Annotated in this window: 12 protein-coding genes; 2 read left to right on the top strand and 10 right to left on the bottom strand. The window is 60.9% G+C overall.

Annotation, left to right across the window (positions count from 1 at the left end; genetic code table 11):
- The 4 genes from F0169_RS25170 to F0169_RS25155 all read right to left on the bottom strand — a co-directional run.
- Nucleotides 1-1,020: ATP-binding cassette domain-containing protein (locus F0169_RS25170; protein WP_152747927.1), on the bottom strand; the 1,020-nt coding region annotated here is incomplete at its 3' end.
- Complete coding sequence (locus F0169_RS25165) at nt 1,017-2,012, bottom strand: substrate-binding domain-containing protein (RefSeq protein WP_058412330.1); 996 nt, start codon at nt 2,010-2,012, stop codon at nt 1,017-1,019. The genes F0169_RS25170 and F0169_RS25165, both read right to left, overlap by 4 nt.
- A 19-nt stretch (nt 2,013-2,031) precedes the next feature.
- Complete coding sequence (locus F0169_RS25160; RefSeq protein ID WP_058412331.1) at nt 2,032-2,853, bottom strand: SDR family oxidoreductase; 822 nt, start codon at nt 2,851-2,853, stop codon at nt 2,032-2,034.
- Nucleotides 2,854-3,117: 264 nt separating this feature from the next.
- Nucleotides 3,118-3,597: a GNAT family N-acetyltransferase gene (locus F0169_RS25155; protein ID WP_058412332.1), complete on the bottom strand. Its 480-nt coding sequence runs from the start codon at nt 3,595-3,597 to the stop codon at nt 3,118-3,120.
- 220 nt (nt 3,598-3,817) lie between these two features.
- Between F0169_RS25155 and F0169_RS25150 the strand changes: the two genes are divergently transcribed.
- The gene (locus tag F0169_RS25150; RefSeq protein WP_058412333.1) at nt 3,818-4,147 is read left to right on the top strand and encodes a hypothetical protein; all 330 of its coding nucleotides are present in this window, start codon (nt 3,818-3,820) and stop codon (nt 4,145-4,147) included.
- Between the two features lie 51 nt (nt 4,148-4,198).
- A complete protein-coding gene (locus tag F0169_RS25145; RefSeq protein WP_058412334.1) occupies nt 4,199-4,465 on the top strand; it encodes a hypothetical protein in 267 nt (88 codons plus the stop codon).
- A gap of 99 nt (nt 4,466-4,564) precedes the next feature.
- Here F0169_RS25145 and F0169_RS25140 read toward each other — a convergent pair whose 3' ends face one another.
- From F0169_RS25140 to F0169_RS25115, 6 genes are all read right to left on the bottom strand, one after another.
- Nucleotides 4,565-5,482: a PfkB family carbohydrate kinase gene (locus F0169_RS25140; protein ID WP_152747926.1), complete on the bottom strand. Its 918-nt coding sequence runs from the start codon at nt 5,480-5,482 to the stop codon at nt 4,565-4,567.
- A complete protein-coding gene (locus F0169_RS25135; RefSeq protein ID WP_152747925.1) occupies nt 5,475-6,941 on the bottom strand; it encodes a purine-cytosine permease family protein in 1,467 nt (488 codons plus the stop codon). Before F0169_RS25135 ends, F0169_RS25140 begins: the two co-directional genes overlap by 8 nt.
- 59 nt (nt 6,942-7,000) lie before the next feature.
- On the bottom strand, nt 7,001-8,002 hold the full coding sequence (locus F0169_RS25130) for an ADP-ribosylglycohydrolase family protein (protein WP_152747924.1): 1,002 nt from the start codon (nt 8,000-8,002) through the stop codon (nt 7,001-7,003).
- On the bottom strand, nt 7,999-8,712 hold the full coding sequence (locus F0169_RS25125; protein WP_058412338.1) for a GntR family transcriptional regulator: 714 nt from the start codon (nt 8,710-8,712) through the stop codon (nt 7,999-8,001). The genes F0169_RS25130 and F0169_RS25125 overlap by 4 nt, the downstream gene beginning before the upstream one ends.
- Nucleotides 8,713-8,782: 70 nt before the next feature.
- Complete coding sequence (locus F0169_RS25120) at nt 8,783-9,343, bottom strand: DUF1285 domain-containing protein (protein WP_152747923.1); 561 nt, start codon at nt 9,341-9,343, stop codon at nt 8,783-8,785.
- 14 nt (nt 9,344-9,357) lie between these two features.
- Complete coding sequence (locus tag F0169_RS25115; protein ID WP_058412340.1) at nt 9,358-9,963, bottom strand: DUF4823 domain-containing protein; 606 nt, start codon at nt 9,961-9,963, stop codon at nt 9,358-9,360.
- Between the last annotated feature and the right edge of the window lie 216 nt (nt 9,964-10,179).

The following is a 10,179-nucleotide window of genomic DNA, read 5'->3' as shown; positions in this document are numbered from 1 at the left end:
TTTTTTGCGGTCTTCGGGGCACAGCAGCACACCCGCTGCAATCGCATCGCGCGGTGAGCGCAGTTGCAGTGGCTGCCCACAGAGTTGCAACTGCCCGGCGCTCGCGCGCTGCAACCCGCTGAGCAAACGAAACAGCTCGGTACGCCCTGCTCCGACCAAGCCGAACAGGCCGAGAATTTCGCCTTTGTGCACCTGAAAACTCACCGGCTCGCGCAAGCCTGGGCCGAGCAAGCCCTCAACCTTTAACCCAACCTCGCCGCGCTCGCGCGGGCGGTAGTCGTAGATGTCCTGAATGTCGCGGCCGACCATGCAGGTCACCAACTGGTCATGCGTCAGCGTGCTCATGTCGTTAAAGGTGCGCACGTAGCGCCCGTCCTTGAACACCGTGACGGCGTTGCAAATGCGGAACACTTCTTCCATGCGGTGCGACACGTAAAGCACCACTTTGCCTTCATCGCGCAGCCGCGTGATGATCGCCATCAGCCGGTCGATTTCGCGTGCGGACAAGCTGCTGGTGGGTTCATCAAAGGCAATCACATGCGCGCCGCGCGACAGCGCTTTGGCGATTTCCACCAGTTGGCGTTGGCCGAGTGACAAGCGGCCAAGCTTTTCTTCAGGGTCGATTTCATCGGCCAGGCCCTTGAGGCAGGCCAGCGCCTGCTGGCGCAGCAAACCCCGGTTGACCACGCCGAAGCGCGACGGCAAATGCCCGAGAAACAGGTTCTCGGCCACGGTCATTTCCGGCACCAGGTGCAACTCCTGGTGGATCACCGCGACGCCGCTGGCGATGCTGTCGGCGGCGCACTTGAAGGCCATGGTGTGCTCGCCGATTTGCACCGTGCCGCTGCTCGGAATGTAGGCGCCGCCGAGAATTTTCAGCAAGGTCGACTTGCCCGCGCCGTTCTCGCCCATCAGCGCGTGCACTTCGTGCGGCCGCGCTTCAAAGCTGATCTGCGCCAGGGCTTTAACCCCGGGGAATTCTTTGCCGATGGCGTTAAAACGCAGGGCCGCGCCGCTCATTTCCACAGACCGATTTTGCTCAACTCTTGCTTGAAGTTGGTGCGGGTGATCAGGGTCACGTTATCCAGCGCGGTGAACTTGGCGGGCTCGACGCCCTTGGTCACCCACTCGAACATCGCGGTGGCGGTTTTGTAGCCCGACGCGTCAGGGCTCAACAGCATCGAGCCGTAGAAGCCGGTGTCGGATTTCTTCAGCTCCTCAATCGCATCGGTGCCGTTGATACCGACGCCGATCACGTTGGCCGCCTTGAAGCCTGCGCTTTCGGTGGCGCGCACGCCGCCGAGTACGGCGCTGTCGTTCATGCCGCCGATAATCAGGTTTTTCGCGCCACTCGGCAGTTTCACCAGCGCCGAGTTGGTGGCGTCCATGCTGCCCGGCACGTCGAGAGTTTTCTGCGCGCTGAACAGGATGTGGTCAGCCGGCAAGCCTGCGGCCTTGAGACCTTCTACCGAACCGTCGGTGCGCTTTTTGCCGGTTTCCAGCTCGTCAAATGTGTTGATGACGGCGTAGGTGTCCTTCCAGTCCCAGTTGCGATGCTTGGCTTCGGTAGCCATGGCCTCGCCCTGTTTTTGGCCGATCTTGTAGGCGTCCAGGCCGACGTAAGGCACGTCTTCCATGGGCTTGCCTTTGGCGTCGACGAAGCGGTCGTCCACCGCCAGCACTTTCAAACCGTTGAGCTTGGCCTTGGCCATGATCGCAGGCCCGAGCGACACATCCGGCGGGCAAATCACGAAGCCCTTGGCGCCATTCGCGGCGAGGGTATCAATGGCGGACAGGGTTTTTTCGCCGTCAGGCACGGCGATTTTGATCACGCTGAAGCCCTGGTCCTTGCCGGCCTTTTCGGCGAACGCCCATTCGGTCTGGAACCACGGTTCTTCAGCTTGCTTGACCAGAAAACCGATTTTGACTTCTTCGGCAGATACCAACCCGCTGAACGCCATCGCAAGCGCCAACGCGCCGAGAGTCTTCTTGAACCCGTTTTTTACGAGCATGGGGCACCTCTTGTTGTTTTTAGTCGTGGTACATCACAGAGCGCCCGCCATCGATCATCAGGCAGGTCGCGTTGATAAAAGGCGCCTCGTCGGTGGCTAAAAACAATGCCGTCATCGCCACCTCAATCGGCTGGCCGATGCGCTTGGGCGGGTGCAAGTCGAAGGCGCGCTGACGCTCGGCGTGCGGGTCGGCAAAACCGTTCCAGTAATCGACATTAAGCTGAGTTTCGATATAGCCCGGCGCGATGGCATTCACGCGGATGCCCTTGGGTGCGTATTCGATGCCGAGGGCGCGCGTCAGGCCGAGCAGGCCATGTTTGGCCACCGGGTACGGGAAGCAACCGGGAATGATGTGGCTGGAATGGGTGGAGGCGATGTTGATGATGTTGCCGATGCCCTGCTCGATCATGTGTGGCAACACACTGCGGCAACCGAACCAGGCGCCGTCGAGGTCGATAGCAAAGCAGCGGCGCCAGTCTTCGTCGGTCATCTGCAACGGGTCGCAGAACACATTGACCCCGGCGCAGTTGACCAGCACGTCCACGCGGCCAAACCGGTCGATGGCCAGGTTAACCAGCGACTGCCATTGTTCTTTGGAGGTGATATCGACCGCTTGCGCAATGATGTCGGCGCCGCGTTCGCGCCAATGCGCGGCGACTTTCTCGACTTTTTCGCCCTGAATATCGGCGATCACCAAGCGCGCCTGCTGGGCCTGGAAGCAAGCGACAATCGCTTCGCCAATGCCTTGGGCAGCGCCGGTGATGATCACTACTTTGTTGTTCAGCCGCTCGCCGTAGGTAGGCTCGGGCACGGCGGGTAACGACAACGGTTGGGGCTGCATCGCTTCACCTGTTTTATTTTTGGCAGTGAGTGCTGATGCAGCCGACTATAAACCCAGACCTTGAAATATCTCAATATATAAATTTGCATCCCATATTATGAGAAAAACCTAACGAGAATCCCGACCAAACTGTGGGAGGGGGCTTGCTCCCGATAGCGGTCGGTCAGCCAAAAATGTACTGACTGACACACTGCTATCGGGAGCAAGCCCCCTCCCACAGTTGATGCTCAACACTTGATCTCGGGTGTTTTCGGGCGCGTGGCTTCAGCCTTCGGCGAAGTCGCGTAACGCATTGCCTTCCATGCGGTAGCGCACCCATTCTTCCTGCGGCTGGGCGCCAATGGATTTGTAAAAGGCAATCGCTGGTTCGTTCCAGTCGAGCACACTCCACTCAAAACGCCCACAGCCGTTGTCGCAGGCGATTTTCGCCAAGTGGCGCAGCAACTTCTTGCCCGCCCCGCCGCCGCGTTGCTCGGGGTTGATGTACAGGTCTTCGAGGTACAGGCAGTTGCTGCCCAACCACGTGGAATAGCTGAAAAAGAACACCGCAAAACCAATCGGCAAGCCGTCCCGCGAGCAGATCAGGCCATGCGCGGTGGCGCCCTCGCTGAACAGGCTGCGCTCAATATCCACCACACTGGCAATCACTTCATGGCGGGCCTTTTCGTACTCGGCAAGCTCGGTGATAAACGTCAGGATCTGCGCAGCATCGCTGGGCACGGCGGGGCGAATCTCGATGGTCATGGGCGAGCCTTGGGCAAATTCAGAGCGCACATACTAAGGCGGATTCATCACCGATTGCAGTGCAATTTGAGCCTGGCGAGCTGGCTGTGGCCGGTCGCGCAGCACTCGGCACACAAAATCTTACAGGTGCACCAATACCGTTCGTCGCCATCAAGGCACCAACCACAAATGGGGGCTGACCAATAAAGGGTAAGGACATTAATCATATGGAGACGCCCCAATGAAGCATTCCAAATTTGCTGCCCTGGCCCTCACCGGCCTGCTGTCTGCTGCCTCGCTGAGCGCCATCGCCGCGACCTCGTCGACCGGCACCACTAACCCTGCCACGTCCGAATCGCAAAAATCGATGGGCACCGGCATGGACACCAATGGCGGCGCGGTGATCGATAACACCAATGGCGCAGACCCGCGCACCCAAGGCCACGACGCCGGTCGTCAAAGCCCGCCAGCAGTGGGCAACGGCAAAATGGGCCCTGCGGTCAACGACCCGAAAGTTAACAAAGGCGATGACTCGAACATCCCTGGCGCGCCTAAACAGCCTGCGCCTTAAGGCATCTACTGCAGCACCAACACCCGATCATTTCCCAGTGAAGAGGTACGCATGAACGTCGATAGAAACCTTGAAAAAGAAGTCCTCACCCGCCTGTTGCACGCCCACCCGCATGGTTTGGGCAAGGAGGTGCTGGACAACTACCGCGGCGAAAAAGAGGTCGCCAGTGTCTTGGCGTTTCTGCAGGACCGCGGGCTTATCAAGGATGGGCATGTGACCACCGATGCTGCCGGTGAATACGCGCTGAACTTGCCGATCAAGCTGACCGCGTCCGGCGTGGACGAGGCGCGTAAGCTGGAAGGCCAAAGTACGCACTGATCCAGGTGCCGATAAAGGCCGAACAACCTCGGCCTTTCAGGCATTGCAACACCAATGTGGGAGCCCTGCTCCCACATTTTTTTGTGTTTGTTTATTGAGCTATTGAGCCAGTAACGCGTCGACTTCGAGGGTGCCTGGTGAAGTCGCCGGGCCCCATCGCGTCACCGCCAACGCTGCCGCCGCATTCGCCCGGCGCGCCGCTTGAGCAGGCTGTAAACCACTCGCCAACCCGGCAACAAACACCCCGGCGTGCGCATCGCCTGCGCCATTGCTGTCGACGGCATTCACTTTGAACCCAGGCACATGCTCGGCGTTGCCATGGCGGCTCACCCAACAGCCATTCGCCCCATCGCGAACCAACAGCAACGCCTCGGCAGGCAGGTGACGATCGAGCTCGACAAGCGCCTCGGCCAGCGAACTGGTGCCAGTGAACCCGAGTGCTTCCGGCCCGTTGCTGGTCCAAATGTCGATACGCGGCAGCAACGCCAGCATCAGCGCCGAATCCGCCGCCTTGACCATTGGCCCCGGGTCGAACACCACACAGATGTCACGCGGCAGCGCCAGCAACCAATCCAGCAAAGCCTGCGCCTTGTTTTCGAGCATCAAGCTGTAGCCGCTGACGTACACGTAGTCGTCCGCGCGCGGCACCACGCGCGCCAAGTCGTCGGCGCTCAAATCGCCTTCCGCGCCGATATGCGAAATAAACGTGCGCTCGGTGCTGGCTTCGGTCAGCGCCACGCACACGCCGGTGTCCTTGCCCTGACTGGCCGCTTGGGCCATCTCAACACCCTCGGCCTGCATCGCTGCGCGTGCCAGGTCGCCGAAACGCCCTTCGCCATGACGGCCCAGATACACCACGGGCAGGCCGTTACGCCGTGCGGCGGCCATGACGTTGAAACCGCCGCCCACTTCAAAACTGGCGGATTTGGCGAGTACGTCGCCGCCCGTCGCAGGCAGCGTGTCGAGGGCCATCACCAGGTCGACGATGACCTGGCCGGTGTGCAGTAACCTAGACATTAGGCCGCTCTACCAACGCGGGGCGGCGATCAGCCGCGCCGCCCAATACCGCATAAATCCCGCCAGCCACCAGGAAGGTGACAATCCAGCCCAAGCCGTTATGGCCCAGCCAAGAGTCAGCCAACGGCCCGGCGAACCAAATATTTTCAGCGGTGGTGCCAAGCGTGGTGAAGCTGAAACCCAGCACAATCGCCACGGCCCACGCGCCGAACGCACGCCATTCCACGCCGCCGCGATACCAATAGGCGCTGGTTGGGCTGACGTCCAACAGGTCAGTGGGGCTGTAGTAATGACGGTGAATCAGGTCAACCACAAAAATCCCTACCCACGCGGTAATCGGCACCGCCAGCAGCGAGATGAAGGTAATGAACGGGCCGTAGAAACTGTCGGCGATCAGCATGAAGTAAATCGAACCGGCAAAAATCGCCACGATGTCGACGATCACCGCGTGCACGCGTTTGACCTTCAAGCCGAGGGTCAAGGTGGTGAGGCCCGCCGAATACACCGACAGGTTGTTGGACAGCAGCAACCCGCCAAACGCGGTGATCAGGTACGGCACGGCCATCCACGTCGGCAGCATGTCGCGTATCGCGATAATCGGGTCAGTCGCCGACGCCAGGTCGTTGTTGCCCACCGAGAGCAAGCCGCCAAGGGTGATCAACAGCACCAGCGGAATACCCGCACCGAACGCGGCAGACGCGACCAGGCGCACCGCGGTGACGCTGCGATGCTGGTAGCGCGACATGTCGGCACCGGCGTTGGCCCAGCCGATCCCGGTGCCGGCCGCCATGGTGCCGACGCCGATAATCATTGCACTCAGAGGTGCAGGGGTGGCGTTGAACACCGCGCTCCAGTCGATGGTGGCGCAGAGAAAGCCGCCGACCAGAATGTTCAACGCGCCGAACACGTAAGTCGCCCACTTCTGGATCACCAGTAGCGTGGCATGGCCCAGGCCCGACACCGAGAGCGTCAGCAGCACGAAGATCGCGATGAACAGCAACGTCAGGATCGGAGCGCTTTTGGCCTCGACCGGCGAGTTGAACAGAATCGAACACAGCGACAGCAACACGAAGGCGGCCGTCGTGGTATTGACGGTTTCCCAGCCGAGGCGCGACATCAGCGACACAATCGTCGGGCCGATATTGCCACGCACGCCGAATATGGCCCGCGATAACGTCAGGCTCGGTGCGCGCCCGCGACGGCCTGCGATGGAAATGATGCCGACCACCGCGAAAGAGCCGGCGGCGCCGAGGACAGCAACGATGATCGCCTGCCAGATGGCCAGGCCACGAAACGCGACAAGGGTGGCGCCGAGCGGCAAACCGAGAATGCTGATGTTGGCGGCAAACCACACCCAGAACAGTTGCAGCGGATGGCCGTTGCACTCGCCTTCGGGGACCGGCTCAATGCCGCGTGTTTCCAATTGCCCGGCGCTTTGGCCGGAAGAAGGGGTACTCATGAGGGGTGCTCCTGGTGCCTGTATTGTTGTGGTTGTGGCAAAACGATCCAGCGCTCTGTTTAACGCAATTGGAGCAAGCCCTGCACCAGTGGCTGCAAGTCGAGGCGGTTGACGTGCTTGACCTGCTCAATCATCGCCTGCGGCCAGCACTGCATGCCCAAACACGCGCCCAACATAGCGCCGAGGATCGCGGCAATCGTATCCGTGTCGCCGCCAAGGCTCGCAGCCAGGCACAGGCTTTCGAACGCATTCATCTCGCCGACCGCCACTTGCTGCGCGAGGGCAAACGACACCACCACTGATTCCTGAGACGCGACGGAGGTGCCGATCAGCTCGTACAGCAGGTCGGCAAACAGCGCGGCATCGCCGCTGCCGACGCTCAAGGTTCGCGCCCAACTGATGCGGGTCGAAATACGCCCGCCCGCCACCCAGTGCCCATGGCTTTCCGCCTGCTGGGCGATCTGCGTGCCGATGTTCAGCGCCTCACCCAGGTCCACGCCGTTGATGCCGGCCGACACCACGGCCGCCACCGCCGCCGCGCTGGAGATGCCCAACGTGGTGTTATGCGTGACCTGGCAAGCCTGGATAACCGCTTGGATAAACTGCGCCGGGTGGCTGACATCAGCGGCGATCCCCACCGGTGTGATGCGCATGGCGGCGCCATTGGTGGTGCCATAGCGCCCGGATTCCTCCGGGGTGTGGCCGGCGAGGATCATGTCGATCGCGCGTTTGGTCGACGGCCCCAACAAGTCCTGCGAGCCTTTGGCACGCATCAGCGCTTCCCACTCGATCAGGCGTTGGGCGAGCACCGTCGGTTCGATCGTGCCCTGCCCGTCCACCAACAATTGGCCAACCAGGATTGCCTGCTCGGTGTCATCGGTGATCGAGCCCGCCGGCATATTCGGTGCAATGGGCTGGTCGGCATGGGCGTCTTTCAACGTGGTGATGGCGCCAAAGCGTGCCCTGACCTGCTCGCGGCTCAAGGACTGGGTGGGCATGCCCAACGCATCGCCCAACGCCAAGCCATAGAAGGCGCCAAGCGCGCGGGTATTCGGGGTCATTTTGAAGCTCCAAACTGAAGGTGCAGGCGAAAGTGCACAGGGTCGAGCAAGCTTTCGACGTACTCCATGAAGCGCTCGCGGCGGTCGTACGTGGTGCGCGAGGCCTTGAGAAACACGGTGCCGGCAGGCCGCCCGAGCAGCTCGGCGTCTTCGGCGCTGAGGGGCTCGGCGCCGATCCATTGGTCACCGTCGGCGCCCACATAGCCGTAGGCCGCCAGGGTGATGGTCAGGGAATTGTCGATCAGGCCGACCCGCGGCAGGCTTTCCAGGTTACCGCCAGCCGGCATCAGCGAGCGTTCCAGCGACACTGCGGTGCCATCGGTGGTACGACGGCGGCGGTCGAGGGCGATGAATTGGTCGCTGCCCAAGCGGCTGAGCAAGTCGGGGCGGGTGACGGCCTCCAGGCGCAAGATCTCGGTGGTGACCAGCGCGCCAGTGTCGGCCAGCGCCTGAGCCCAACCGCTGTTTTGGTCGAGCACGATGCCGTCAAAGGTGACGATGGAGCCGACGCCGCTCTGCGTAGCGATGTAGTTGCGCCGTTTGAGCTCCGCCAGGGCTTCGCGCAAGGTGCCGCGGCTGACCGCAAACTCTTCGGCCAACTGATGCTCGCCCGGCAGCAGGAAACCGTCGGCCATCACCCCACCTTCAATGCGGCGGATGAGCTCGTCGACGACGCGTTGTTTTTTATCGAATCGAACCTGTCTAATCATGTACAAACTGATAACCGAAAGCGCCCGGTCAGCGCAAGCGAATTATGTCAGCAGGATGAAAAAACCGGCCTCAGGGCTCCAGGCCAATGCGGAAAAATTCGCCGCCACTCCATACACCCAGCCAGTTCTGACCATTGATCGTGCGGCTGACGGCCAGCTCGACCAATTGGTAAAACGCGTTGCGGTGCACAAGCGCTTCGAGGTTGCTGCGCACCCGCAGGTACGGCGCGGGTTCCTCAGTCACAGGATCAATCACCACCCGCAGTGGGTGTTCCAGGCCAGCCTCGATCTGTTCATCGACGTTGGTGGTGAAGCGCAATACCTGGCGCTCGCCCTGCCCTTCAACGTCGAGCGTCAGCGCGACAAACGGCGCGTCATCGACGCTGATGCCGACTTTTTCCACCGGAGTAACCAGAAAATACTCATCGCCATCGCGGCGAATGATATTGGAGAACAACTTGACCATCGGCTTACGCCCGATCGGCGTGCCCTGGTAAAACCAGGTGCCGTCGCGGGCAATGCGCATGTCGATGTGGCCGCAAAAGTCCGGGTTCCACAAGTGCACCGGCGCCGGCCCCTTGCCTTTGGGCAGTTGGGCCAATAGATCATTGGCCTTGGCGGTATCGGTCATGAGGTGCTCCTGGCTTACTGATCGCTCATGCCCAGCAAGCCCCGAGCGTACTGCGCCAAAGGCCGGGCAATCAGATCTTGTGGCTTGTTGTCGTGGAACGTCAGTAAACCGCCACGACTGCGAATACGTGCAGTATCAATCAAATACTGGGTGCTGGTCTCGATCAACATGATCTGAATTACCCCGCTGTCCAGGCCAACACGGTCCAGCGCCTGTTGATCGGTCCACTCATCGGCGTTGCCGATACGGTCATCGGCTGCCGCAAAGCGGCAATACAGCAGGTAATGCGCACCTGCCCCACGCGCTTCGGACATTGCCTGTTCCAGGCCTTCAGGCTTGCGGGCGCGGCGTACCATCGGGAAATACTCGACGAAGCCGTTGAAGGCCTCTTCGGCCACCACGTTAGGCCGCGGATAGGCGCTGCCCGGCGGCACAAAGGCGCCTTGGGCAATAAACACAAAGGAATCCGGTTGTATGCGAACAGAGGCGGTGCGGCGCGTATCACTGTGGTCCAGCAAGCCCGCGTCACTCATCTGATAGCGAGTGCCTTCGGCCATATCGCTGACGGTCATGCAACCACTCAGCGTCAATGACGCCAGCAACAAAACCAGACTACGCATCCTAATCCTCCAGAAGCCGGTGACGGAAATCCGGCGAATGGGTACGAGATGCAGAATCCGCGCCATCCAAAGGTGCGCGTCGTAAATGTGGGAGCGGCTTGCTCGCGATTGGTCGGTGTGTCAGATAAGTATTTTTTCAACTGACACACTGCTATCGGGAGCAAGCCCCCTCCCACAGAAAGCAAAAGAAGCAGATCTGCTGTGTATGCAAAAGCC

The organism is Pseudomonas kitaguniensis, assembly GCF_009296165.1.
In the GTDB taxonomy this organism is placed as follows: Bacteria; Pseudomonadota; Gammaproteobacteria; order Pseudomonadales; family Pseudomonadaceae; genus Aquipseudomonas; species Aquipseudomonas kitaguniensis.
This window is presented reverse-complemented; position numbering and strand designations above follow the sequence as displayed.